The 23822-nt window shown below is 71.5% G+C and carries 19 protein-coding genes and 1 pseudogene; 7 read left to right on the top strand and 13 right to left on the bottom strand.

Annotated features, from left to right (window positions below; translation table 11 throughout):
• The first annotated feature begins 11 nt into the window (after window positions 1-11).
• Window positions 12-863, top strand: coding sequence for an ABC transporter ATP-binding protein (locus tag GAS53_RS05610; protein ID WP_151476297.1), 852 nt, complete (start codon window positions 12-14; stop codon window positions 861-863).
• A 56-nt stretch (window positions 864-919) separates the two neighbouring features.
• Here the strand turns inward: GAS53_RS05610 and GAS53_RS05615 are convergent, their stop codons facing one another.
• Window positions 920-2548 carry a COG1361 family protein gene (locus GAS53_RS05615; RefSeq protein ID WP_192582970.1) on the bottom strand — a complete coding sequence of 543 codons (1629 nt, stop codon included), beginning with the start codon at window positions 2546-2548 and terminating at the stop codon, window positions 920-922.
• Window positions 2549-2625: 77 nt separating this feature from the next.
• Window positions 2626-3204, bottom strand: coding sequence for a helix-turn-helix domain-containing protein (locus GAS53_RS05620; protein WP_151476298.1), 579 nt, complete (start codon window positions 3202-3204; stop codon window positions 2626-2628).
• Between the two features lie 86 nt (window positions 3205-3290).
• Between GAS53_RS05620 and GAS53_RS05625 the strand changes: the two genes are divergently transcribed.
• On the top strand, window positions 3291-4502 hold the full coding sequence (locus GAS53_RS05625; RefSeq protein ID WP_151476299.1) for a M20/M25/M40 family metallo-hydrolase: 1212 nt from the start codon (window positions 3291-3293) through the stop codon (window positions 4500-4502).
• 71 nt (window positions 4503-4573) lie between these two features.
• On the top strand, window positions 4574-5527 hold the full coding sequence (locus GAS53_RS05630; RefSeq protein WP_151476300.1) for a class I SAM-dependent methyltransferase: 954 nt from the start codon (window positions 4574-4576) through the stop codon (window positions 5525-5527).
• Window positions 5528-5586: 59 nt separating this feature from the next.
• Here GAS53_RS05630 and GAS53_RS05635 read toward each other — a convergent pair whose 3' ends face one another.
• The 4 genes from GAS53_RS05635 to GAS53_RS05650 form a co-directional block, all read right to left on the bottom strand.
• The gene (locus GAS53_RS05635) at window positions 5587-8589 is read right to left on the bottom strand and encodes a helix-turn-helix transcriptional regulator (protein ID WP_151476301.1); all 3003 of its coding nucleotides are present in this window, start codon (window positions 8587-8589) and stop codon (window positions 5587-5589) included.
• 176 nt (window positions 8590-8765) lie between these two features.
• Window positions 8766-9116 carry a UBP-type zinc finger domain-containing protein gene (locus GAS53_RS05640; RefSeq protein ID WP_151476302.1) on the bottom strand — a complete coding sequence of 117 codons (351 nt, stop codon included), beginning with the start codon at window positions 9114-9116 and terminating at the stop codon, window positions 8766-8768.
• Complete coding sequence (locus tag GAS53_RS05645) at window positions 9113-10564, bottom strand: ATP-binding protein (RefSeq protein WP_151476303.1); 1452 nt, start codon at window positions 10562-10564, stop codon at window positions 9113-9115. The genes GAS53_RS05640 and GAS53_RS05645 overlap by 4 nt, the downstream gene beginning before the upstream one ends.
• Complete coding sequence (locus tag GAS53_RS05650) at window positions 10561-12237, bottom strand: FAD-dependent oxidoreductase (protein ID WP_151476304.1); 1677 nt, start codon at window positions 12235-12237, stop codon at window positions 10561-10563. Before GAS53_RS05650 ends, GAS53_RS05645 begins: the two co-directional genes overlap by 4 nt.
• Before the next feature lie 178 nt (window positions 12238-12415).
• Between GAS53_RS05650 and GAS53_RS05655 the strand changes: the two genes are divergently transcribed.
• Window positions 12416-13249, top strand: coding sequence for a DUF1206 domain-containing protein (locus GAS53_RS05655; RefSeq protein WP_151476305.1), 834 nt, complete (start codon window positions 12416-12418; stop codon window positions 13247-13249).
• A gap of 44 nt (window positions 13250-13293) precedes the next feature.
• Here GAS53_RS05655 and GAS53_RS05660 read toward each other — a convergent pair whose 3' ends face one another.
• The 3 genes from GAS53_RS05660 to GAS53_RS05670 all read right to left on the bottom strand — a co-directional run bounded on the left by GAS53_RS05660 (window position 13294) and on the right by GAS53_RS05670 (window position 15326).
• Window positions 13294-13485 carry a hypothetical protein gene (locus GAS53_RS05660; RefSeq protein WP_151476306.1) on the bottom strand — a complete coding sequence of 64 codons (192 nt, stop codon included), beginning with the start codon at window positions 13483-13485 and terminating at the stop codon, window positions 13294-13296.
• Between the two features lie 49 nt (window positions 13486-13534).
• Window positions 13535-14689, bottom strand: a complete 1155-nt coding sequence (locus tag GAS53_RS05665; protein WP_151476427.1) for a S1 family peptidase — start codon at window positions 14687-14689, stop codon at window positions 13535-13537.
• A gap of 193 nt (window positions 14690-14882) precedes the next feature.
• The gene (locus tag GAS53_RS05670; RefSeq protein ID WP_151476307.1) at window positions 14883-15326 is read right to left on the bottom strand and encodes a PPOX class F420-dependent oxidoreductase; all 444 of its coding nucleotides are present in this window, start codon (window positions 15324-15326) and stop codon (window positions 14883-14885) included.
• A 239-nt stretch (window positions 15327-15565) separates the two neighbouring features.
• On the opposite strand from GAS53_RS05670, the gene GAS53_RS05675 reads away from it, so the two are divergent.
• From GAS53_RS05675 to GAS53_RS05685, 3 genes are all read left to right on the top strand, one after another.
• The gene (locus GAS53_RS05675; RefSeq protein WP_151476308.1) at window positions 15566-16336 is read left to right on the top strand and encodes a L,D-transpeptidase family protein; all 771 of its coding nucleotides are present in this window, start codon (window positions 15566-15568) and stop codon (window positions 16334-16336) included.
• A gap of 110 nt (window positions 16337-16446) precedes the next feature.
• Window positions 16447-17145, top strand: coding sequence for a response regulator transcription factor (locus tag GAS53_RS05680; protein ID WP_151476309.1), 699 nt, complete (start codon window positions 16447-16449; stop codon window positions 17143-17145).
• Window positions 17142-18980: a sensor histidine kinase gene (locus GAS53_RS05685; protein WP_151476310.1), complete on the top strand. Its 1839-nt coding sequence runs from the start codon at window positions 17142-17144 to the stop codon at window positions 18978-18980. The genes GAS53_RS05680 and GAS53_RS05685 overlap by 4 nt, the downstream gene beginning before the upstream one ends.
• Window positions 18981-19323: 343 nt before the next feature.
• Here the strand turns inward: GAS53_RS05685 and GAS53_RS05690 are convergent, their stop codons facing one another.
• From GAS53_RS05690 to GAS53_RS05705, 4 genes and pseudogenes are all read right to left on the bottom strand, one after another.
• Window positions 19324-20589, bottom strand: coding sequence for a hypothetical protein (locus GAS53_RS05690; protein WP_225858764.1), 1266 nt, complete (start codon window positions 20587-20589; stop codon window positions 19324-19326).
• A gap of 218 nt (window positions 20590-20807) precedes the next feature.
• Window positions 20808-21374, bottom strand: coding sequence for an antibiotic biosynthesis monooxygenase (locus GAS53_RS05695; protein WP_151476311.1), 567 nt, complete (start codon window positions 21372-21374; stop codon window positions 20808-20810).
• Between the two features lie 259 nt (window positions 21375-21633).
• Window positions 21634-21855, bottom strand: coding sequence for a hypothetical protein (locus GAS53_RS05700; RefSeq protein ID WP_151476312.1), 222 nt, complete (start codon window positions 21853-21855; stop codon window positions 21634-21636).
• 43 nt (window positions 21856-21898) lie between these two features.
• Window positions 21899-23725 (bottom strand): annotated as a pseudogene (locus tag GAS53_RS05705) (TIGR03767 family metallophosphoesterase).
• Window positions 23726-23822 lie beyond the last annotated feature (97 nt).

Genomic DNA, 23822 nt, shown 5'->3' on the forward strand with positions numbered 1-23822 from the left:
AGGAGACGTCGATGCTCGACGTACAAGACCTGCAGAAGATCTACACCGGTCGGCACCGCAACGTCGAGGCGCTGCGCAACCTCACCTTTCACATAGCCGAAGGCGAACTGGTGTGTCTGGTCGGGCCGTCGGGCTGCGGCAAGACCACCCTGCTCAAGTGCATGGCCGGCCTGCTCGCCCCCACGCGGGGCGAAGTGCGCCTGGACGGCCGTCCGGTCGACGGGCCCCCGCCCGGCATGGCGGTCGTCTTCCAGGAGTACGGCCGCTCCCTGTTCGCCTGGATGAACGTGCGTGACAACGTCGCCCTGCCGCTGCGCCGCAAGAAGCTCGGCAAGGCGCGCGAGCGGGAGCTGGTGGACCACGCGCTGGAGGTGGTCGGCCTGGCCGACGCCCACCAGGCGTATCCCTGGCAGCTGTCCGGCGGGATGCAGCAGCGCGTCGCCATCGCCCGCGCCGTCGCGTACGAGCCGAAGGTGCTGCTCATGGACGAGCCCTTCGCGGCGGTCGACGCGCAGACGCGGGCCGAACTGGAGGACCTCATCCGGCGGTTGTGGCGCGAACTCGGCGTCACCGTCCTGTTCGTGACCCATGACATCGACGAGGCGGTCTACCTCGGCCAGCGCACCATCATCCTGTCCAAGTCCCCGACCGTCGTGCAGGAGGACCTCACGATCGATCTCCCGGACGAGCGCGACCAGTTGCACACCCGCTCCAGCACCCGCTTCGCCGAACTGCGCGCCCACGTCTACGAGCAGATCCAGCGGGCCAAGCACCACAGTGGCGACACGGAAGCGCATACAGAAGCGCATACGGCGGCGGAGGACCGGATTCCCGAGCCGGCCCTGCAGAAGATCGAGCCCTGACGCGACGGCCGCCGCACGGGGTGACCGTGCTCAGGGACTGACTCTCCCGGCGCCGGTCACAGCTCTCGTTCGAAGCGCGTCAGCCACCAGGGCGTCTTCGGTGGACCGGAACGGGACGCCTTCCTGCGCCGGTGCCGGATGACAAGGAGCGCCGAGCCGGCGAGGGCCGCGATTCCGGTGCCGAGGGCCCAGCCGCCGACGCCGCCTTCACTCTTGGGCACGTCGACGCTGCCGTCACTCTTGGACACAGCGCAGGAGAACGTGCCGTTCTCGGCCACCTGGACGGGAGCCTTGTCGTTGCTTCGCACGGTGTCCGTGACACGGGCGCCGACCGTTGCCGAGTCGCCCTCCCAGGCCGAGACGGCCACGCAGCCGGAACGGGTGTCCTTGCTCGTGACGCGCAACGTGAACTCGTAGGTGACCTCCTGGCCGACTTCTCCGTGCTGGTCGCAGGTGTAGCTGCGGCCGTGGTCCTTGGTCTCGCAGGCCTGGTCGGCCATCTCCTCCTCGGCCTCGGGGTCGTAGGGCGCCTGGGTCACCTCGGTGCCGGGCGGGACGACGAACACGGTCCTGATCTCGCCCGTCTGGGCGGGGCCGTTGTTGCGGTAGCCGACCAGGATGCGGTGACTGCTGCCGACGTCGCCGAGCAGCGATGAGCCGATCGCCTCGATATCGGCGGTGTTGCGGACCGGCACGTCCACCCCCGCAGGCTCCGGGTCCGTGGTGAAGGTTGTCCCCTTGCCGCCGGCCGGGTCCGGGGTGAGGGAGAGGGGTGCCGCGTTCCCCGGTGTGAGCCCGGGGGAGGGGTCGTCCACGCAGCATGGCGGGCCCGGATGCCGTCCGGAGGAGTGGAAGGGCCACGCCCCGTAGGACAAATTTTCCCTCAGCGCGCTCTTGCCCGGCTTCATCCGCAGTACGGGGGTCAGCCGCATCGTTTCACCGGGAGCTATGACGGCGTCGGGCAGCAGGCACTTGATGACGGCGGCGCCCCTGGCGTAGTCGGCGTCCCCGGGGTAGCGGCAGTTGCTGTGCCGGGTGGTCGCGGACAGATCCCGGAAGCCGTCGATGAGCAGGACGACGCCGCGGGCGGGAACATCGCCGGTGTTACGGATGACGACGGGCACGCCGAAGGTTTCGCCCACGGCCATCTTCTTGAGAGTGCGGCCCTCGTTCACCCGCAGTTCGGGCCGCCCCGCGATCACCGTCAGGCTGCCACGGACGGCGGGCAGACCCTCCGGCTTGAGGGTGTACCGGAGGATGCCGGAGTCCCCGGCCCGGACGCCGGCCGCGGGGCGGAGCTTCAGCTCCTGCAGGTTCCAGCCCTCGGAGTCGGGGTGCAGCGGCTTCGAACAGGTGAAGGACGGCATCCGCGGCCTGCAGCCGTCGGCTCCCGAGGAGATGACGGCGACGCCCTCGAGCCCGGACGCGTCCACGGCGAGTTCGGCATCCCGTGCCGGCCCGTCGTACGCGAACTCCAGGCCGAGCCGATCGGAGGTGTACGGCTCCTGCTTGTGCAGCGGCACGTAGAAAACGTTCTGCGTGATGTCGCGAGGGCCGGACTCCGCTGCCGTGGCCTGCCCCGGGCCCGTGAGCACGGCCGTCATGGCCAGGATGGCGGCCAGTAGACAGCGGACCACCGCTGTGCGCCGGCCGTCCCATATCTGGCCGTCCCGTATGCCGAACATTGCCGCAGTATGGCGCACCGCCTCTCTTGCGGAGCGGGTGACGCTTGATGCGCGCCCGCTCCCCGTGGCGTACACCGTCACCTGAGATCCGGTGGGTAGCTCATCACCAGCAGCGCTCGTCCGCCGCCCGGTCCGGCGGCGTAGATGTGCGGGACGCCGCCGTCGAAGTGCGCCGTGTCGCCGGCCTTGAGGTCGAGCAGGTGGTCGGCCGGGCCGCAGACCACGGCGCCGTCGGTGCAGTGGACCAGCTCCCGGGTGCCGGCGTCGTGCGGGTCGCCCTCGAACCGCGAGCCCGGTGGCAGGTCGAGTTCGAAGACCTCGGTGCGGTGGCGGCTGTGGTCGGTCTGCAGCAGTCGGCCCCGCATCCCGCGCGCGGACTCCACGACGGTGCCCTCGCCTGCTCGTTGGACCCGTGCCGGAGCCGGCCCCGCGTGCTCGATGAGCTGTCCGATACTCAGTCCCAGCGCATGCCCCAGGCGCCACAAGGTCTCCAGCGACGGGTTGCCCTCACCCGCCTCGATCCTGGCCAGGCTGGTCTTGGACAGACCCGTGAGCCGGCTGAGTTCGCCGAGCGACTGGTTGCGCGCCTCGCGGTGGCGGCGGACCGTCTCGGCCAGGTGCCGGGCGGCGGGGAGGGCCATTGACTGAGAATCCATCGTTCCCTACGTTGAACGCATCGTCACTTTTATATGACGATTCCGGCTGTCAGCCACTGTAGCTGTGCCGAGGAGAGGCGAAGCTCATGAGGAATGATGCCGCAGCGGTACGGGCCTGGCTCGAGCCGAGGGCCGACGAGATGGCCGAACTGCTGGCACGACTCGTGGCCGTGGAATCGGAGAACCCGCCCGGACGCAACCTCGGACGTTGTGCGCGGGTCCTGCGCGACGCCATGGAGCGGCTGGGACTCGGCCCCGAGATCATCGAACTCGCGCCCGGCGGCGAGCTGGAGGAGCCGGCCGTCGTGCGCGGCACCGTCGGCGACGGCGGCAAACTCCTCTACTTCCACGGGCACTTCGACGTCGTCCCGGTGCAGGACCGCAAACAGTTCACGGTCGAGCGGCGTGACGGGAAGCTCATCGGCCGGGGCACCGCGGACATGAAGGGCGGCATCGTCAGCATGCTCTACGGCGCCGCGGCCGCCAAGGAGCTCGGACTGCTCGGCGACGGCCGGATCGTCCTGCACCTGGTGTGCGACGAGGAGACCGGCAGCGTAGCGGGGTCCGGTCATCTGCGTGAGGCGGAGCTGATCGACCCACGCGCCGTCGCCATGGTCACCGGCGAACCCAGCGGCGCCGGCATCTGGCACGCGGCCCGCGGCGCGGTCTCCCTGCGCGTCGACATCCGGGGGCGCGAGGCGCACGTCGGCCAGGCGCACCGGGGCGTGAACGCCTTCCAGCACATGCTGCATGTGGCCCGCCCGGTCGAGGCGTACGCCGCGGAGATGGCCACCCGGCACACGAACTTCCCGATGAACGGCGACGACGCGCCGGGCACCATGCTCGTGGTCGGCGGTCTGTCCGGCGGCGGCTCGAACTTCAACGTCGTACCGGGCTCGGTCCACTTCACCGTCGACGGCCGCTTCAACCCCGAGGAGGACCTGGACGGCGAGCTCAAGCGGCTGACGGCCCTCATCGACGACGCCGCCGCCGAGATCGGTGCCGATGTGTCCGTCGAGGTGACCCAGTTGCAGCCCTCCGCGAGCACCGACGAGTCCCATCCGGCGGCCGTCACCCTGGCCCGGTGCGTCGACGAAGTCGAGGGCGCCCGGCCGCAGTTCGAGATGTGCGCGGGCATCCTCGACATCCGCTGGTACGCCCAGCTCGGCATCCCCGCGTTCGCCTACGGGGCGGGGCGGCTCGACGTCTCCCACGGCCCCGAGGAGTACGTCGACGAGGCGGCGATGCGTCGCGTCGCGGCCGTGTACGCGCTCTACGCCCGGGAGATGCTGGCGTGATCCGTGGGGCGCCTCACGGCAGGCGGTAATTCGATGGCACCTGCGAAGAATCCGTCGTTACCGTCGCGCCCATGACGTACGAGCATCCGCTGGCCTATGTGCTCGGCCTCGAAGGCATCGCCCTGATGCGAACGTTCGCCGGGGAGTACGACCGTGAGTTCGTCGATGCGCGGATCGCCGAGATCCGGCGACTGCTCGACGACGAGTCGCTGGCGGACACCGCAGTGGACGTGGCGAGCGTGGACACGGTCGAGGGTTACGGGATCTGGTCGAGTACGTACGACGGCCCCAACACGGCGTTCGACTTCGACGGGCCTCTGGTCGGTGAAGTCGCCGACTCACTGCCGGCGGGCGTCGTCCTGGACGCCGCGTGCGGCACCGGCCGGATCGCGGCGTCGCTGGCCGCAAGAGGACATCGGGTCATCGGCGTGGACAGCTCGCCCGACATGCCCGCCCGGGCACGCCGACGGGTGCCGCGGGGCGACTTCCACCTCGGCGACCTGCACGAGTTGCCGGTGGACGACAGCGCCGTGGACCTGGTCGTCTGCTCCCTGGCAATGACGCATCTTCCCGAACTCAGGCCCGTCATGGCCGAGTTCGCCAGGGTGCTTCGCCCGAGCGGACATCTCCTGATCGCCGACATCCACCCCGAGCAGGTGGCGCGAGGCGTGATTCCCCGCCTACGCCGACCGGACGGGCAACCGGGACGCCTGATCTCCTACCGCCACAGTCCCGGGGAGTATCTGCGCGCCGCCCTGCAGGCGGGGCTGCACGTGCGACGCTGCGAGGAACCCGAGCGACCGGCCGTGGCACGGCCCCGTGACCAGGCCACCGCGAGTGCGCCGGACGCCGAACAGCCCGGGTCCCGGGACACACCGCGTGCCACCGAAGCGGGACCGTGGGAGCTCTGGCCATGGTCCCTGGCCGGCCTGGCTCCCGAGGCGGCGCAAGCGGCCGGCACCGGAGTCCCGGCCATGATCCTCTGGCATTTCCAGCTGCTCGGGGACCCTGCCGAGCGAGCATGACCGTCGCCGGTCGACATCGCCTCGACGCGCCGGCGGACGGGCACGGCATCCACCGGCCATCACCCGGAAGCGGACCGCTCCGCTTCGATCAGTCCCTCGCGGTACGCGATCGCCACGGCTTCCGTGCGGCTGGCGGCGCCCAGCTTGGCGAGGATGTTGGAGACGTGGACGCTCGCCGTCTTGCCGGTGATGAAGAGTTCCTCGCCGATCTGGCGGTTGGTGCGGCCGCGGGCGAGGAGCAGCAGGACGTCGTTCTCACGGGCGGTCAGCACGGGAACCCGGTCCGCCGTGGGCGAGGTCTCCGCGAGGCGGCCCCGGCGGATCAGTCGCTCCACGTCCTCGCGCAGGGGCACGGCGCCCAGCCGGACGGCCGTGTCGCGCACGGCGCGCGCGTGCTCGACGGCCTCGGCGCGTCGTTCCGTCGCCAAGAGGGCCTCCGCGAGCCGCAGTTGACAGCGGGCCTGCTCGTAGACGTCTCCATAGCCGAACGCGGCGACGGCCTTCTCCCAGGCCTCGACATCCGGTCCGGTGCCGGCCCGTGCCCACTCCGCCTCGGCGCGCGCCAGCCACGCCAGCCCTTCGGGCCCCTGCGGCGAACCGTCCTCGCCCTTGGCGGCCGTGACCCGGGCAAGCTCCACCAGCTCCGTCCCGGTCTCCGCCCAGCGGCGGGTCCCCTCTTCGTCGCCGGCCCGGCGGAGCTCCACGGCCGCGTCCGCGACGGCGGCCAGAGCGAGCGCCGCGAGCCGCACCACCACGTCGGGCGTGCTGCCGGAGTCGTCGACGAGAGCCGCGACCGACGTACGGAACTGCTCGACGGCCGCCTCGGGGTCGCGCCGCAGTACCGCGGCGTCGGTCAGGAGGATGCTCGCGACGAGCGTGGCCATCCAGTCGAACGGCCCGTCGAGCAGGGCCAGGGCCCGCTCGGCGGCACCCTGGTCGCCACGCGCCAGGGCCACGGACAGCGCGGGCGCGATCGCGTACCTGCCGGCCGCCGGAAGCCGCTCGGCATCGGTCTCCGCCACCCGCACACACTCGTCCCACTGGCCCAGGGTGTAGAGCACCAGGGAGTGCAGATAGCGCATTTCCAACGGGTACGGAGACGAGAGGAGCCCGGCGCGGCCCGCGCGCTCCAGGCCTTCGGAGAGCCAGTTCAGACACTCGTCCAGGTCGCCGGACTCGTACGAGCCGATGGCGAGGTTGAAGAGGGCGCGCATCTCGATGGTGACGTTGGCGGCGCGCCGGGCCAGCTCGCGCGCCTCCCGCAGCCGGGCCCGCCCCTCCGGAGTGCGCCGGTTGTCTCCTTCGAGGCCGACGAGGGAAATCATCAAGTCGGCCCGGGCGTCGGGCACTTCGAGTTCCTCGGCGATCCGCAGGGCCTGGTGGGCCACACGGTGGGCGGCGTCGTCGTCGCCCACGTACCTCGCCGCCATGACGTGGGTGGCCGCGGCCCACACCCACGTACGCGACGGAGGGTCGGCGGGGATCATCGCGAGCGCCTCGCTGCTGTACGCGAACGCGGCCGTCAGGCTGTCGATGCGCATCAGATTGCCCGCGAGCGTGTAGCGGACGCGGGCGGCCAGTTCGTAGTCCTCCTCCGAACCGACCCTCGCGAGCGCGGACCGGGTGAGCGAGACCGCCCGGTGGGTCTCGCCGGCGTGCGCGGCGGCCGCCGAGGCGCGCAGCGTCAAGGTGACCGTGTCGAAGCCTTCCGGCCGTGCGGCAGCGGGTACCGCGGACCACAGGTCGAGGGCGGCCTCCAGGTGGCGCAGTTCTTCGGCGGGTGCGCGGACCCGGCCCGCGTGGTCGGCGGCCTCCAGCGAGGCCGCCAGCGCGTCGGCCAGATCGTGGCTCTCCCGCGAGTGGTGGGCGCGCTCCGCCGCGCTCTCGGCCGGGTGGCCCCGCCCGGCCAGCACTCTGGCGAACGCCCGGTGCAGCCGCACCCGTTCACCCGGCAGCAGGTCGGCGTAGACGGCCTCGCGGATCAGGGCGTGCCGGAAGGAGTAGGTGTCGTCCTCGCCAGGGACGAGCAGCTGCCGGCCGACGGCCTCGCGCAGTGCCGACTCCAGCTCCTCCTCGGGCAGTTCGACGGCGTCGCGCAGCAGATCGTGCTCGACGCGGCGCCCCGCGACCGCCGCGGTACGCAGCACCTGCTGGGCGGTGGGCGGAAGTTGCTCGAAGCGGATGAGGAGCACGTCGGCCAGTCCGCTGGGCACGGCGGACGCCGCACCGGGCATGGTCTCTGAGGTGGCGGCGAGCAACTCCTCCGCGTAGAACGCGTTGCCCTCGGCGCGCTCGACGATTCGGCGGACGGTGGCATCGGGCAGCGGGCCGGCCCGCTGGGCGCGGACGAGGCGCGCCACCTCGCCGTCGGGCATCGGCCGCAGCTCGAGACGCTCGACTGCGGGCAGCCGCACGAGCTCGGCGAGCAGGGGGCGCAGCGGGTGCCGGCGGTGCAGATCGTCGGCGCGGTACGAGGCGAAGACCGCCAGGCGCTGGTGGGACGCGCCACCCGCGACCGGCGTTCCCGCACTCGAACGAAGCCGGGACTGGGGGAGTTGGAGGATGCCCCGACTGAGCAGGAAGCGCAGCAGGTCACGGGAGGACTGGTCCGCCCAGTGCAGGTCCTCCAGGACCACCAGCAGCGGAGCGGTCTCGGCGAGCTCGGCCAGCAGTCCGGCCATGCCCTCGAACAACTGCAGCCGCCCGCCCGCGTCCCCCGCGCCGCCGCTGCCGTCGCCGAGCAGGCGGTCGACCACGGGATGTGCGGCCAGGGCGGCGGAGAACCGCTCGTCGCCGGCCAGCACGCCGAGGATCTCGGTGAACGGCAGATAGGGCAGACCCACGTCGCCGAGGTCGACACAGTGCCCCGTGACGACGGTCATGCCGGCCTCCGTGGCATGCCCCGCGGCCTCGGCCAGCACCCGGGTCTTGCCGACTCCCGCGTCCCCCGCGACCAGCACGGCACGCGCCTCACCGGCCCGGGTCCGGTCCAGGACGCGGGTCAAACGGGCGAGCTCGTCCTCACGACCGATGAACGGCGTGGTGAATGCGGTGGTCGGCACCCGTCCATCCTGGCACGCGCCACTGACACAGCCACCGCCCGACGGCCGGCGACAGGCGGCGGCCGGTCCGCCCACGAGGTCGCTTCCCACTCGCTACGTCGCCGCACGTGTCGGCAGCCTCAGCGGAGATGAGGCGCGCGGTCATGGAGGCAGTGGCCGCGAGGTCCGACCGCACCTCAGCCCAGTGTCTCCGCCCAGTTCGCCGGAACCCGCCCCGCGGGGCCGGGTGCGGGCTGATCGGCGGGATGGCTGAGTGGCGGAGCGAGGTCAAGACCGGACTCGTACATCTCGGAGGTCTCGAAGTTCCAGAACCAGGCCTCACCCGGCTCGAAGCTGCGGACGAAGGGGTGACCGGTGGCCTGGTGATGGGCGGTGGCGTGCTTGGCGGGAGAGGAGTCGCAGCAGCCGACATGTCCGCACTGGGTGCACCGGCGCAGATGGAACCACCAGCCGCCGTCGGCTTCGCACTCGACGCACCCGGTGCCGCTCGGCGGGACGCTGGTGTCGATTCCGTCCGGAAGGGTCATGACGTCTCCTGAGGGGTGTCGGGTTCGGCGGCGGTGAGCGGGAGGAAGACCTGGAAACGGGTGTCGCCGGGCTCGGAGTGCACCTCCAGATGGCCGTGGTGTTTGTTCACGACGATGCGCCAGGAGATGTCGAGACCGAGACCGGTGCCTTCGCCCACGGGCTTGGTGGTGAAGAAGGGGTCGAAGATCCGGCCGCGGATCTCGTCCGGCACGCCGGGCCCGGTGTCACGGAACTCGACGAGCAACTGCTCCCGTTCGAGCGCCGTGCGCACGGTCAGCACGCCCTCGCCGCCCATCGCGGAGACGGCGTTGTCTATGAGGTTCGTCCACACCTGGTTCAACTCGCCCGGGTAGGCGGGGATCTTCGGCACCGTACGGTCGTACTCCTTGACGACCCTGACGCCCGAGCCCATCTTCCCGGCGAGCATCATCAGCGTGCTGTCCAGCAGTTCGTGCACGTCGGCGACCTGGTAGGGCGCCCGGTCGAGCTGGGAGTACTGCTTGGCCGCGTTGACGAGATTCGAGACACGGGTCGTGGAGTCCTCGATCTCGTTCATGAGGAGCTCGGTCTCGACGGTGTAGTTCAGCCAGCGCACGGCCCCTTCGAGCGTCTGCTCGTCGACGGCCGCCGCGACCTGGTCCAGCCAGTCGGTGTCCAGCCCGGCCTGCACGAACGTCGGCGCGAGCTGCCAGCCGCCCGAGATGTCGTGGTCGTCGAACCAGTCGGCGAGCGCGTCCTCCCGGTCGGAGGCCTCGAGCGGGCTCAGGGGCGTGGCCTTGGCGACCTGATCGGCGGTGCGCTCCTGGATCTCGACGAGCGTCTCCAGGGCGTCACGCGCGTACGGGCCTGTCGCGATCATGCCGAGTTTGTGCCGCATCCCGGCCACCCGGTCCCGCAGCGCGGACGTGGCCCGCACGGCCGCCGCGGCCGGGTTGTTGAGCTCATGCGTCAGCCCGGCGGACAGCGAGCCGAGCGCCAGCAGCCGCTCGCGCTGCCCGATGGTCCGCTGGGCGTTCTGGCTGCCGAAGAACATCCCTTCAAGGAGGTGCACGGCCATGGGGAACCAGTCCCGCAGGACCGCGGCGAACGTCTCGGCGGGCAGGATGAAGAACCGCGAGGGCTCGGTGACCCGTAGCGAGCCCTTGTAGTGCGCCTGATCCCCCGGCGCGGTCAGATAGGCCTGCATGGCCCCCGCGTACACCCCGCGCTGGGAGCTACGGGTGGTCTCCACGTCGTCGTTGCCGACGCGGCGCGACATCACGAGCGTGCCTTCCAGGAGCACGAAGAAGCAGGTGGCGGGCTCGCCCTCCTGATAGACGTAACCGGGCTCGAACTTCTCCACGCGCCCCTCGCGGCACAGCCGCCCCAGCTGTTCGGCGTCCAGCTTCTCGAACAGGAACAGCGTGCTGAGCTCCGCCGCGTCGCACGGCATCGGCTGCCCGCTCACGACTGCTCCAGATACCGGTGGACGAGCATCACGGCCATGGCTCCCTCTCCGACGGCGGAGGCGACGCGCTTGGCGGACTCGGCGCGCGCGTCGCCCGCCACGAACACTCCGGGCACATTCGTCTCCAGGTGGTACGGCGACCGGTCCAGCTCCCAGTCCGGCGGCGGCTGTCCGCCGACGGCCAGGTCGGGTCCGGCGATGATGAACCCGCGCTCGTCCCTGAGCACGGTGCCGTCCAGCCAGTCGGTGAGCGGTGCCGCGCCGATGAACACGAACAGCCACTGCGCGTCGACGAGTTCGGTGTGCCCGCTCTCGACGTCGCGCAGGGTGAGCTGCTCCAGGTGGTCGGAGCCGTGCACCGACTCGACGACCGTCCCCGTACGGACGTTGATGTTCGGGGCGCCCTCGATCTGCTCGATGAGGTAGTGCGACATCGACGCGGACAGGGAGGAGCCGCGCACGAGGAGGGTGACCGACTTCGCGCCCCGGGCCAGATACATGGCGGCCTGTCCGGCGGAGTTCGCGCCGCCGACGATGTACACGTCGTGCCCCTGGCAGGCGGCGGCCTCGGTCAGCGCCGACCCGTAGAACACTCCGCACCCGGTCAGGTCCTCCGTGCCGGGCGCCTCCAGCTGCCGGTACGACACGCCGGTCGCCAGGATCACGCAGTGCGCGGCGATCTTGGAGCCGTCCGCGAAGCGCACGGTGCGCGCGGCGCCGTTGACCTCGAGACCGGTCACCTCGCGCGCGGTGAGGATCTCGGCGCCGAACTTGGCCGCCTGGCGCCGCGCCCGGTCGGTGAGCTGCCCCCCGGACACGCCGTCGGGGAAGCCGAGGTAGTTCTCGATCCGTGAGCTCTGGCCGGCCTGCCCGCCGGTGGCCGAGCGCTCCACGAGCACGGTCCGCAGCCCCTCCGAGGCGCCGTACACGGCCGCGCCGAGCCCGGCGGGTCCGCCGCCGATGACGACGAGGTCGTAGAAGTCGGCCGCCGGTGTCGTGGCCAGCCCCACCTGGGCGGCCAGGTCCGGGTCATCGGGCTCGACGAGCGCCGTCCCGTCCGCGGTCACCACGAGGGGCAGCCGGTTCCCGTCCTGCCCCGCGCAGGCCAGCAGCCGTCGGCCCTCCGGCTCGTCCGAGGAGTACCAGCGGTACGGCACCTGGTTGCGGGCCAGGAACTCCCGTACGTCCGAGGAGCGCGCCGACCAGCGGTGCCCGACGACCTTCGTGATCGGCACCGCACGGTGATCGGAGGCCCGCCAGGCCTCCAGGAGGTCGTCCAGGACGGGGTAGAGCTTCTCCTCGGGCGGGTCCCAGGGCTTGAGGAGGTAGTGGTCGAGGTCGACCACGTTGATCGCGTCGATGGCCGCGTTCGTGTCCGCGTACGCGGTCAGCAGCACCCGGCGCGCGCCCGGGTACACGTCCAGGGCCTGCTCCAGGAACTCGATCCCGTTCATCTGGGGCATCCGGTAGTCCGCGAGGATCACCGCCACGAGATCACCGCGCAGCTTCAGCTCGCGCAGGGCGTCGAGAGCGCTCTGACCGGACTCGGCGCGCACGATCCGATACGTCTCGCCGTAGCGACGCCGCAGGTCGCGGGCCACGGCACGCGACACCCCGGGGTCGTCGTCCACAGTCAGGATGACGGTCCGTGCTGTGTCGGTGCCTTGTGCCATACGTCTCCCACCCCGAGCGGTCGGCGTCCTGGGGCGGCTTGTCTGCGGTGCCACCCCGGCGCACGCCCATCGTATGTTCGATCGTCCTGCTTCGCTCCGGAACCGGGAGGTACCGCCTGGTACGGCCGGCCCGAGTGTCGTACGGCCGAGCAGGGGCACCTGGACGGGGGAGGCCACGATGGACGTGAGCACGTTGACGCGAGGCAGGTGGGCCGGGAAACGCCGGGCGCGCCCGGCGCTCGAGAGCGCCGCCAGGGCGGGCTTCATCGCGCGCGGTGTCATCTACCTGCTGGTCGGCATGCTGGCGCTCCAGTTCACCCTCGGCGACAGCGAGCGGCAGGCGGATCAGGGCGGCGCGCTCGCGGAGGTCTCAGAAAAGCCCTTCGGGTCCGTCCTGCTCTGGGCCCTGGGCACCGGACTCGTCGGCATGGCGCTCTGGCGGCTGTCCGAAGCGGTCTTCGGCGCGGCGGGCCCGGACGGACACAAGGGGAAGAAGAGGGCGTCGTCGGCCGCACGCGCGGTCTTCTACGGCTTCGTCGCCTACTCCGCGCTCTCCTTCGCCGCGGGCGCCCGCGGCAGCGGGGGCGGTTCGAGCGACGGGCGGTCGCGGGACGTGACGGCGAAGATCCTTGAGACGCCCGGCGGGCAGTGGATCATGGGCGTGGCGGGCGGCGCGGTCGTGTGCGCCGGCGTCTGGATGGCCGTGCGGGCCATGGCGCTCACGTATCGCAAGCACCTGAGGCGCGGGGAGATGCCGCGGCGGATGCGCCGGCTGGTCGACATCGCGGGCGTCGTGGGCGGAGCGTCCCGCGGTCTGGTGTTCGCGGCCGCCGGAGTCTTCGCGCTCCGGGCGGCCGTCGACTACGAGGCGGACGAGGCCAAGGGCATGGACGACACCCTGCGCTCGTTCACCGAGACGCCGATGGGGCCGTGGCTGCTGGCGGGCGTCGCCGTCGGACTCGTGCTGTTCGGGCTGTTCTCGTTCGCGATGGCCCGGTGGCGCAGGCTCTGATGCGCGAAGTCCCGGATCCGGTCGGACCCGGGGCGACAAGTGCGTCAGCGGGGCAGCCCGGCGGGCGCGGTGGCCCAGTCGGTGTCCGGCTGTCGGGCCAGGCTGAATGCCGGCGTGCCTCCGGTGCGCAGGAAGCGGGCATCCGTCCAGGAACGGTCGTACGGACGGCCGTTGAGCCGGACACCGCTGACGTACGGGTGGTCGACGTCGGCGGCGGGCGGGAAGGGCTCCGCCACCTGTCCGGTGACGGAGCCCGTCGGGCGGTGGTGCCGGTGGCGCCGAGGATCAGGCCGTGTGGAGCGTGAGGCCGTACCGGTTGAGGATCTCGCTCACCGGCTGGTACCAGGTCTCGCCCCCGCCGGAGCAGTTGCCCCAGCCGCCGGAGGTCACGCCCTGCGCCTGGTCACCGCTGATGAAGGAGCCGCCCGAGTCGCCCGGTTCCGCGCAGACGCTGGTCTTGGTCATCTGATGCACCGCGCCCTGGCTGTAGTTGACGGTCTCGTTCTTGGCGAGCACGGTGCCGCAGTGCCAGTGCGTGGTCGATCCGGACCGGCAGATGGAGGCTCCGACGGGCGCCTCGGCGGACCCGCGCACGAGCCGGTCGGGGACGGTGCCCCAGCCGAGCACGACGGGCACTGTCCACCAGCCGCTGCCGACGTTGACCCAGGCGTAGTCGTTGTCCGGGAACGACGAGCCCTGGAAGTTGCCTATGTAGGACCGGTCCCATCCGCTGACGCCTGCTCCCGCCCGGCCGCAGTGCCCTGCGGTGACGAAGCCGCCGTGCACCGAGAACCCGATCGAGCAGCGGACGTTGCCGGTGTAGTACGGGTCGCCGCCGACCGTCCCGGCGGCGAAGGTCTGGGGTGCCTCGGGGGCTTCTTCGACGGTGACGGGGCCCGCCGCCCGGGCCTGCGCGAGGAACTTCCGGACATCGTTGTCAGCGCGCTCCGCGCCGACGACGGCCACGACGACGGAACTCGCCTTGGCGTCGACATGCCAGCTGCTGACGCCCTTCGGCGCGGCCAGCTTGTCGATGCGCGCCTTGGCCGCGTCGAGCTGCCGTGCGCTGTGCTTGACGGTACGGACGGTCGCGCCGGTCTCGCGTACGGAGTCCACGGTGGCGGCGGAGGCAGCGGCCGTGACGGCGACGGTCAACTTCCCGCTCCCGGCGTCGAACCAGGAGCCCCCGTACGCGGCTCCCGCCGCACGCCGGGCCTTCGACTCGACGGCCGTCGCCGCCTTCTCGGCGGCGAGACGGGCTTCGGCCTGGGTCTTCGTCAGTCCGAAGTCCCGTTGCATGGCGTCGATGAGGCCCGCGGAGGCCGGAGCATCGGAGGAAGAGGGCGCGGTGGGCTCGGGGGCGCCGGCGGCCGAGGCGGGCCCGGTACCGGCGGTTGCCCAGGCGCCGAGCAGAAGGAGTGCGGACAGGCCGGTGCGCATGGCTGTGGTGCGTCTCAAGGCAGTAGCCCTTCGTTGTTCCAGCATGGTGGGGGTGGAACAGCAGAACGGTGAGAGCGCTCTCATTGCATGGCCGGGCTGAGCCTAGCGGCTGATCATGGTCAGGTACATACCAACCGCGTTGCTTTGTATGCGGGTTGGCCGAGTATGCGGGTTGGCCGAGCTTCGCGCCGGATCAGCGGGCGAGAGGAATGCCGTAGGCGCGCTCCACGCGGAGGCGCAGGACGAGGCGGCCGTCGCGGACCATGGCGGCGCGGTAGTCGTCCCAGTCGGGATGTTCGCCCCGCACGTCACGGTAGAGCCGGATCAGCTCCTCCACGGTCTCGTCGTGCGGGTCACGGGCCACGGGGGTGAGGTCGGCGACGCCCTCGGCGACCGTGTAGGCCCAGCGGTCTCGACTGGTCACGTGGTACGACGCCCGCGGATCCCGGCGCAGGTTGCGGGTCTTGGCGCGGCCGTCGGTGAGCGAGACCCGCACGATCCGCTCGTCGGGGTAGTAAGCGTGGTTGACGTTCGACAGCTGCGGGCGTCCGTCGCGCTTGAGCGTGGTCAGCACTCCGCCGTCGTACTCGGAGAGGAGGTTGAGCAGTGCGTCCTGGCTTGTGTCCTCAGTGGTCATGGGCTGATCAACGCCCGGGACGGCTCGGGGCATTCCGATCCCGCCCCGGAGTGATGCACCGGCGGGGCCATGGACGTGGCGCGGCAACCGGAACCGCCGCGCCACGCATGCCCTGCCGTCGAAGCCCCGGGACCTGCAGGACCCATCCTGGCCACCGGCCCGGACGTCATCCACGGCAACCACGTCACCGATCGCACCGACCTGACGAGTTCCTCATATGTATCGGTCAAGGTCAACGCATGATCACACCCACACACGGTGCCCTACGCCGCCCCGTCGCCGTTCTGGCCGCCTCGCTCCTCCTCGCCGGTTGCGGAGGCGGAGCGGTGACGGCGACGGATCACGAACCCGGCGCGATCTCGATGAAGGGCGGCACGGCCACGCAGCCCGCCCCCACACCCCACGTTTCCCTGGAGGTGGCACCTCAGCAACTGCCGGGCCTGGGACCGAAGACCCTGGCCAAGGTCCCGCCGAAGACGCGCCAGGCCGTAGTGGTGACGGGCCGGGACAGGAACTCTTCGATATCCACCGTGGTGTTGTACGAGCGCACCGCGGCCGGCTGGCAGGCCGGCGCCAGTTGGCCCGCGCACAACGCCCTCAAGGGCTGGACCGACCACCACCGGGCCGGTGATCTCCGCTCGCCCATCGGCGTCTACGCGCTCACGGACGCCGGCGGCCTGCTCCCCGATCCGGGTACCCGCCTTCCGTACGACCGCTCCGGGGGTTTCACCATCCGCGGTACGGGCTTCGAGGGCGAGCCCCTGACCGGCTCGTTCGACTACGTGATCGCCATCAACTACAACCGCAAGCCCGGCACCACGCCACTGGACTGGACCCGTCCCCTGGGCGCGGGCCGGGGCGGCGGCATCTGGCTCCACGTCGACCACAGCGGCCCCACACAGGGCTGCGTCAGCCTCCGGAGGAACGACATGAAGTCCCTGCTGCGTGCCCTGGATCCCGACCGTGACCCCGTGGTCGTCATGGGCGACGCGGCCGCGCTCAGACGCTGAACCGCCCGCCGGACCAGCCCGCTACCAGGCGGTTGTGAGAAAGGTGTCAGGACGTGGGAAGCCCCTCACGCACGACCCCACCGCGGTCCCCGGCGCTTAGCATCGGCCCCGTGTGCGCACATGTGATGGTTGCCGAGGACGACGAGAAACAGGCGGAGTTGATACGCCGCTCGCTGCTGAGCGAGGGCCACACCGCCACCGTGGTCCACGACGGCGGGGCCGCGCTCGCGGAGGCCCGGCGGCGACGGCCCGACCTCGTCGTCCTGGACCTGATGCTCCCGGTGATCGACGGCTTCGGCGTGTGCCGGGCGCTGCGCCGGGACGACGACATTCCCATCCTCATGCTCACCGCCCGCAACACGGAAGAGGACCTCCTGCTCGGTCTCGAACTCGGCGCGGACGACTACATGACCAAGCCGTACAGCCCGCGCGAACTGATGGCCCGCATCCGCACGGTGCTGCGCCGCGGCGGACGTCCGGCTGCCGAGAGACGCGACGATCCGGTCGTACGGGCCGCGGGGATCGCAGTGGACCCCCTACGCCACGAGGTGGCGTGCGACGGCTCGCCCGTCGACTGCACCCCGGCCGAGTACGAGATCCTGCTGGCCATGGTCGCCGAGCCGGAACGGGTCTTCTCCCGGCAGCAGTTGCTGCGCTGCACCCGGGGCATCGACCGGGCCTCGACCGAGCGGGCCGTCGACGTGCACATCATGAACCTGCGCAAGAAGATCGAGGCGGATCCGCGCCGGCCGGTCCGGCTGCTGACCGTGTTCGGCGTGGGGTACAAGCTGCGCGGGGACCGCGGGTGAAGCGCGCCATACCGCTGCGCAAGCGTCTGCTGGTACGCCTGTTGATCACGTCGGTGCTGATCGCCATGTGCTCCGTGGCGGCGACGGCCTGGCTCGCGGTGGAGACCACGACCCGGGCGATCCAGGAGGAACAGGGGCAGGTACTGGCCGAGGACATGGACATCCTCCGGCAGTTGAGCGGATACGCGGCCACCCATCGCGACTGGTCGGGCGTCGAGCGGACCGTACGAACCCTTTCGGAGAAGACCGGCAGGCGCATTGCCCTGACGAGCCCGGACGGCACTGCGATCGCGGATTCCGCGACGCGCAGGACGGCTCTCCCGCCGCGCGCCGCCGCCACACTGGACCCGCTGCACACCGACACCTTCACCGAGCCGGGCGCCCAGCTCAGCGGCATCGACCCACGGGCGGTGGGGCCGTATCGACTGCCGCTCGCCGAGCGCAGACGAGTGGCCAAGCTGGCGATGGTGCGGCAGCAGTGCTTCGAGCGCAACGGAATCGAGACAGCCGTCGCGCAGACGCCCAGCGGGCGTTCCGTGCTCACGGACGCGGACGGGACGGTCGCCGCCGGCTACGTGCCGATGGAGTGCGCCGACGGGAAACTCAACACCCCCACCCCCACCGAGAAGAAGGCCCTGACCGAAGTGGAGACCCGCGCCAAGACATGCCTGGAGCGCGCCGACGCGGATCTCGTTGCGCCCCCGCGGGTGAAGTTCGAGTTCACGGAATCGGCCGTGCGGCCCGACTTCGGCCCGGGAAGGACCACCAAGGGCGGACGCGACGCGGCCGATCGGCAGATGGAGGAGTGCATCGACGAGGCCCGTCGCCAGCAGCTCGCGCCGTACGTGGCCCCGGCCGCCGAGCTCTTCCTCGGCCACGGCGACAGTGCCGTACCGCGCTTCGACATGTCGGCTGCCAACAAAGCCAAGGTCACAGGCGTCGCCGGTCTCGTCCTCGCACTCACGGTGGCCGTGACCGCACTGGTCGCCACCCGCCTCGTACGGCCCCTGCGCGCGCTGACCCACGCCGCTCAGCAGCCGCCTGAGCAGCACGTACGGGTTCCCGTGACCACCCAGGACGAGACGGGCATCCTGGCCGTGGCGTTCAACGAACTGACGGAGCGCCGCGAACGCATGGAGGCGCAGCGCAAGGCGATGGTCAGCGACATCGCCCATGAACTGCGCACCCCGCTCACCAACATCCGCGGCTGGCTCGAGGTGACCCGCGACGGCATCGTCGACCCGGACCCGGACCTGCTCGCCTCCCTGCACGAGGAGGCCATGGTCCTCCAGCGGGTCATCGACGACCTCCAGGACCTCGCGGCCGCCGACGCGGGCACGCTCAGACTGCACCGCGAGCCGGTCCGCGCCGACGAACTGCTCGAACAGGTGGTGGCCGCGCACCGCGTCGGCGCCGAGGCGGCGGGAGTTCACCTGGTCACGGCGGTGGACGGCACCCCGTGGCTCGACGCGGATCCGGTCCGCATGCGGCAGGCGCTCGGCAATCTGGTGTCCAACGCGATCCGCCACACCCCTGCCGACGGCACGATCACCCTCTCCGCCCGGGGCGAGGAGGGTCAGGTCCTCTTCGAGGTGGCCGACACCGGCAGCGGCATCGCCGCGGAGGACCTGCCCAGCGTCTTCGACCGGTTCTGGCGGGCGGAGAAGTCCCGCAGCCGGCGCACCGGCGGCAGCGGTCTCGGCCTGGCCATCGTGCGCCAACTCGTCACGGCCCACGGCGGCACCGTTACGGTGACCAGCGAACCCGGCGTCGGCTCGGTCTTCACCCTGCGCCTCCCTGACGCGCCGTCACCTGTTCCGCCGCATTCCCGCTGAGAGTGGTGGCACCGGTACCAGGACCCCCAGTCCTGCACACGGGAGGGATCTGGTTGCTTCGCCACCGTTGGCGCACTGTTGGCTCATGGACACCACCAAGCAGCCGGAGGCCAGGATCCGCGTGACGCCACTGCGTCGCCTCAGGGGAGGCACGTACGTCCCGCGCAGCAGCCAAGCAGTTACCGCACAGGCCGACGACACCCTGTGCACCCGGAGTCGGGAGAGGCCCGCGCGAACGGACGGCCGGCGCACCACGCGTGGCTGAACCCCGAAGAACCGGCCGCCGTCGACTCACGTCTGGCCACCCCCGGGGAGTGGCCGGGCACAGCGCCGTCCTCGCGGGTCAGTCCGGCGCCTGGTGTGAGCCGGCCATCTGCCGTATCTCGGGGGGCGGTCCGAGCTTGTCCGAGGACAGGAACGCGAGCAGGGCCGTCAGGGCCGCCAGCGCGGCGAGTACGGCCGCGAGACCGGCCAGCCAGGGCGGCGCGGCGGCGATGTCCAGGGCCCGGGACAGACCGGGCGAGTGGAAGCGGCCTTCCACCAGCTGGGCGACGGTCAGCGCCGCCGACACCACGACGCTCAGGACGAGCACCGGCAGCCTGCTCCTGCGGAACAGCGCCAGACCCAGCAGGACGCACATGCCCGAGGCGCCGAGGGCGCATGCGTAGGCGTTGAGCGACGCGCCGTCGCGGTGCGGCGGGAAGTGGGCCAGACCGCACACGACGAGCGCCACAGCCGCGATCAGGCGTGGCCAGGCCGGGGCACTGCCGCCCCTCGCGGCCCGGTCGCGCCGCGCCCGGGCCGAACGGTCGTAGGCGACCACACGATCGTTCTTGACCGCGCCGCCCTCGGCGAGGGTTCCGACCTCGGGCGAAAGGTCGCCCGGTCCGTCAGCGGTCGGCCGCGCCGCTTCCGCCTGCTGCCGCTCCACCCGTACGCCCTGCTCCTGGGCCATGCGGCCGATCAGCTGCACGAGCTCCTCGACGGGCCGGCTGGTGGCGGCCGCCCGCACCGCGGCTTCCCCGCAGTGGGGCTCCAGCGGGTGCCGGTGCAGCAGTTCCATCAGCCGGGTGACCTCCTCCACGGGCCGGGCCTCGGCCGCCGCGCGGATCGCCTCGTCGGCGCTGTCGGGGTTCCGCGGCGGCTGGGTCAACAGGGTCACCAGCCGGGTCACGTCCTCCACGGACCGGTCCGTGCCGACCGCTCGCAGCGCGTCGACCGTGGCCCTCGCGTACTCCGGTGACTGCTCCAGCAGCTGGATGAGCTGGATGACCTCGTCCAGCGGCCGGTCGGCGACGGCCGCGTGCACCAGTCCGTCGACCGGATCCGCGTACAGGCTGTAGCTTTCGTCCGCTGCCTCGTCCGCCGCCTCAACCGGCGGCTCGACCGGCGCAGGGGGCCGGTCGGTGACGGCCGCGTGCACCTGTCGGTCGACCGGATCCGCGTACGGGCCGTAGCTTTCGTCCGGCGCCTCGGCCGGCGCAGGGGGCCGGTCGGTGACGGCCGCGTGCGCCAGTTCATCGACCGGATCCGGGTACAGGCTGTAGCTGTCGTCCACCGCCTCGACCGGCGCAGCGGCCCAGGGGTCGAATGCGGGTGGTGGCGGCATGGATGCGTCGACCGTGCTCTCGGGGGATATACCAGGTCGATCGGGCTCGAAAGGCGAACGGGTTGTCATACTCGGCTCCCATACGAAGGGTGCAGACGCTGTCGTGGCCCTGACGTGCGGCACGAGACGTGATGTGGACCTTTCTAAGCCCCGGCTCCGGCCTCCGCCTCCTGGACGAGGCACACGTGTGACGCCGAGGGCGCGAGCGGGCCGTGGCGTCAGCTGCCGGGCGTGCCGTACAGCCACAGCCGCAGCAGGCGACTGAGCCGGGGCATGATCACGTACGTCAGCAGGGGCAGCAGCACGACCGGGAACACGGCGGCGCGCAGCGGCAGGGGCCAGGCGGTCGTAGCGGGCGTCACCAGCCACTGGATCAGGAAGGTCAGCGGGTACGCGCCCAGGAACGTGGCCAGGACCATCTTCCAGCGCGGCGGGGCCTGCACGGTGGTGCCGGGGAGGCGGAACCAGCTCTCCAGGCCGGTGGTCGACTGCCGTTCGTCACGGATCTCGGTGGCGATGCCCTCGATGCGCGCATGCCACTCCGCCCGCTCGCGCGAGGTCAGCCACGCGGTGAGCCGCTGGGGATCGGCGAAGCGGAGAACCGCGTGGAACCGGTGCCCGGGCTCCGGGCGCAGCCAGGACACACCTTGGCTGCCGGGGAACCGTGAGACACAGTCGGTGACGCCCCGGGTCCACTCCTCGAATTCGGCTTCCCGGCCGGGGCGTACCTGCCAGGTGAAGACCGTGGTGACGGGTTCGGTGCATGGGGCTTGAGTGGTGCTCATGACCACCACGAGTGCCATGCGTGCCGCCGGTCATGCGGGGCCCGGTCAACAGGGTCCTCAACAGGGTTCGTCATGCACCGCCCTCGGCGGCGGTCCGGCCCTGCCCAGGGCGCGTTCCCTGAGCCTCGGGGTGTGTGCCCTGAGCCTCGGGATGTGTTCCCTGAGCCAGGCTCGCTCGGGCCATCGGCACGCGTGGGCCCGCGGCCCTCGCGCCCGGACTTTGTCCGTCACCGGGCGAGGGCCGGTTCGCCCGGCTCCTTCAGCCGTCCTCGTCGTGTGCGCCCGGGGTCAGGATCTCGTCCAGCACGTTGCGTATGGCCTCATAGGCGTGCCCCCGCACGTCGGCATCGTGCGAGAGGTCCGGATCGCCGCGCTTGAGGTCATCGCTCCGCGCCTTCCACTCCTCTTCCTCCTGCTCGGCCCAGGCCCGGGCGCGCTGGATGCGGCGCAAGATTTCGTCGGAGTCCACGACATCGGTCATGACCTACACGTACCCGCTGGTGCGCTTCCGATGAGTGGATCTCCTAAGCGGGATCGGCCACCAACAGTTCCACGTTGCGATCTCCGGCGCCGCCCGCCCAGCCCTCGTGGACGCCGGCTGTCATGCCCCCGGCCAGGCCGGGAGCGTTGTACGACAGCTCGCGGTACAGGGAGGCGAGGCCCACCGCCGACAGGTCGGCGAAGTCCGGGTCGGTTCGGTGCGGGGCGGCGGACTCGACGAGGGTGGCGAACAGGGACAGCGTCCCGTCCTCGTTGTCGGCCAGCTCGATCAGGCGGGCGTGGTGGGGATAGTCCAGGTGGGAGGCGGTGTTGACCTCCCAGAAGGAGCGGGCGGGCGTCGCGTGCGGGTGGGGTGTGATCCGGTTGACGTGGCTGTGGCCGTTGATCCAGGCGACCACGTTCGGGAACCGGCTGAGCAGGGCGAGGACCTCCGCGCCGTCGTGGCGCGGCTCCTCCGTGCGGGCGGCGTCGGGGCGGCGGGTCATGCCGGCGCTGTGGTGATGGCTGAAGACCAGGACATGGGCGTCGTCGGCCCCGGAATTGCGCACCGGGCGGCCGTCGGCGTCGTAGAACCGGGAACTGTGCGCGGCCAGCGTCCGCTCCAGCCAGCGGAGCTGATCGGTGCCGAGCGAGCCTTCGTAGTGGCCGCTGCGGTACGTCGTGTCGATGCTGATGCCGACGACGTTCTCGGCCACCCGGAAGGTGTAGTACATCCGCTCGCCGTCCAGATTGTTCTCCGTGTAGCCGTGGCCGACCGGTCCGGCACCGGCATGGGCGGGATCGAGATGCGCGGCCAGATAGTCGTGCGGGGTGCACAGCCGGCGCCGCTCGTCGGCCGTCACGGTCCGCGCCGAAGACAAGTGTCTGCTCAGGATCGCCTTGAGCACCTCGCTCTTGGGGTCGTCACCGGACTGCAGGGCCCTCGCGTAGGCGGCCGCGTCCGCGTCCGGGACCGACAGCAGTTTGCGCGAGCCGACGGCGAAGTCGCCCAGCGCGGGCGACAGACAACCGCCGGGCAGATCGTCGTGGTTGCCGACCGTGGAGTACCACGGGACACCGAGCCCCGGACTTGTCACGGGCCGTGTCGCGGCGTCGAGGAAGCCGGGTATACGGGGCAGCCCGCGCCGCTTGTCGAGGTCCCGCAGGGCGGCGTCGTCCGGGTGCCAGTAGAGGGGGAGACCGGAGCTCTGGACGCCTTCGTACGCTGTCGGGTCCCCGGTGTTGGGCGTGATCCGGCCGCCGCTCATCAGCGTGAGGAACCACTCCAGCTCGATCGCGGAGTTGTTGTCGATGTTGTCGCCCGTCGTCATCACGAACGCGGGCGGCAGACCGGTGTACGGGCCTCCGCCGAGCGCGTTCACCTACTCCACGAGCGCGACCGCCCCCGCCACCGTCAGCGCCTCCTGCGCCCGCCACGCGGTGGGCGTGCGCGACCGCAGGAACTCCGTGCGCAGCGGGTTCTGCACGTCGGTGAGGTGGAGGTCGGTGAACTGTACGAAGCACGCCAGCGGGGTACGCCGGTCCTCGCGGCCGGTGGTGGCAGGCGCGAGCTCTCCTCGTACGACCAGGGGCCAGCCGGGTCCCGAGACCAGCCGCCGATAGCCGCCGGCGTGCGCGCCGCCGCCGAGACGGGCCGTCGTCTCCAGCGTGGTCGTCGCGTACGGCGCCGGCCGCGGGGTGGTGCGGGCCGGCTGCAGGGCGACGTCCCTTACGGCGGGTGGCGCGGCGGGGTGTCGGCGCTGCCGTGGCAGGAGCGCCCCCGCCGTTCCGGCCGCCCCCGCCGCGACAGCGCTCGAGGCGAGCAGAAAGCGACGACGGTTGATCGCAGATGCGGGTACGGTCGCGGCCATGGCTGGCCCTCCGGTGCCTTCGAGTGACTCACTGGGCGGAATCACTCATTCAGGCCCCGGGGGCATGGCCATGGCGTCGCCGTGAACGCCGTCTAGC

It is taken from the genome of Streptomyces albicerus (genome assembly GCF_008905045.1).
GTDB classification, from domain to species: domain Bacteria; phylum Actinomycetota; class Actinomycetes; order Streptomycetales; family Streptomycetaceae; genus Streptomyces; species Streptomyces albicerus.

Bases quoted from the DNA above. Each gene is read 5' to 3' on its own strand.
- GAS53_RS05690 (WP_225858764.1), bottom strand. From the start codon at position 20,589: ATGCCGCCACCACCCGCATTCGACCCCTGGGCCGCTGCGCCGGTCGAG.
- GAS53_RS05640 (WP_151476302.1), bottom strand. From the start codon at position 9,116: ATGACCCTTCCGGACGGAATCGACACCAGCGTCCCGCCGAGCGGCACC.
- GAS53_RS05675 (WP_151476308.1), top strand. From the start codon at position 15,566: ATGATCACACCCACACACGGTGCCCTACGCCGCCCCGTCGCCGTTCTG.
- GAS53_RS05700 (WP_151476312.1), bottom strand. From the start codon at position 21,855: ATGACCGATGTCGTGGACTCCGACGAAATCTTGCGCCGCATCCAGCGC.
- GAS53_RS05695 (WP_151476311.1), bottom strand. From the start codon at position 21,374: ATGAGCACCACTCAAGCCCCATGCACCGAACCCGTCACCACGGTCTTC.
- GAS53_RS05630 (WP_151476300.1), top strand. From the start codon at position 4,574: ATGACGTACGAGCATCCGCTGGCCTATGTGCTCGGCCTCGAAGGCATC.
- GAS53_RS05670 (WP_151476307.1), bottom strand. From the start codon at position 15,326: ATGACCACTGAGGACACAAGCCAGGACGCACTGCTCAACCTCCTCTCC.
- GAS53_RS05665 (WP_151476427.1), bottom strand. From the start codon at position 14,689: ATGCGCACCGGCCTGTCCGCACTCCTTCTGCTCGGCGCCTGGGCAACC.
- GAS53_RS05615 (WP_192582970.1), bottom strand. From the start codon at position 2,548: ATGTTCGGCATACGGGACGGCCAGATATGGGACGGCCGGCGCACAGCG.
- GAS53_RS05620 (WP_151476298.1), bottom strand. From the start codon at position 3,204: ATGGATTCTCAGTCAATGGCCCTCCCCGCCGCCCGGCACCTGGCCGAG.
- GAS53_RS05610 (WP_151476297.1), top strand. From the start codon at position 12: ATGCTCGACGTACAAGACCTGCAGAAGATCTACACCGGTCGGCACCGC.
- GAS53_RS05650 (WP_151476304.1), bottom strand. From the start codon at position 12,237: ATGGCACAAGGCACCGACACAGCACGGACCGTCATCCTGACTGTGGAC.
- GAS53_RS05625 (WP_151476299.1), top strand. From the start codon at position 3,291: ATGAGGAATGATGCCGCAGCGGTACGGGCCTGGCTCGAGCCGAGGGCC.
- GAS53_RS05655 (WP_151476305.1), top strand. From the start codon at position 12,416: ATGGACGTGAGCACGTTGACGCGAGGCAGGTGGGCCGGGAAACGCCGG.